Origin of the sequence: Microbacterium sp. GbtcB4 (assembly GCF_019091465.1) — a bacterium.
Taxonomy (GTDB): domain Bacteria; phylum Actinomycetota; class Actinomycetes; order Actinomycetales; family Microbacteriaceae; genus Microbacterium; species Microbacterium paraoxydans.
This window is the reverse complement of record NZ_JAGXJJ010000299.1, coordinates 1-252: the sequence shown is the minus strand read 5'-3', so window position 1 is coordinate 252 and position 252 is coordinate 1. Positions and strand designations below refer to the sequence as shown.

1 pseudogene is annotated in these 252 nt (G+C 71.4%); it reads right to left on the bottom strand.

Annotation, left to right across the window (positions count from 1 at the left end):
• A pseudogene (locus tag KVS71_RS17950) lies at positions 1 to 225 on the bottom strand (DUF262 domain-containing protein); the annotation flags it as partial.
• Positions 226 to 252 lie beyond the last annotated feature (27 nt).

Genomic DNA, 252 nt, shown 5'->3' with positions numbered 1-252 from the left:
GGCCGGACCGGAGCCGCCCGCGGCGGAGAGGAACGACCCGATGAAGTGGCGATGCGCGTCGTCTCCCGCGGCCACCGCCCTGACGGCGGAGAGGAGCCGCCCGCAGCCGCCGATGTCCCAACGGTACTGCCGCTGGTAGACCGGGACGACGCTGGTCGTGCGTCCCGCCGCGAGCCATTCGATCGTGTTGTCTGCCGTCGCCTCGACGTTGGTCGCGGTGCTCATGCTGGTGTCTCGTCCTCCCGTAGCGAC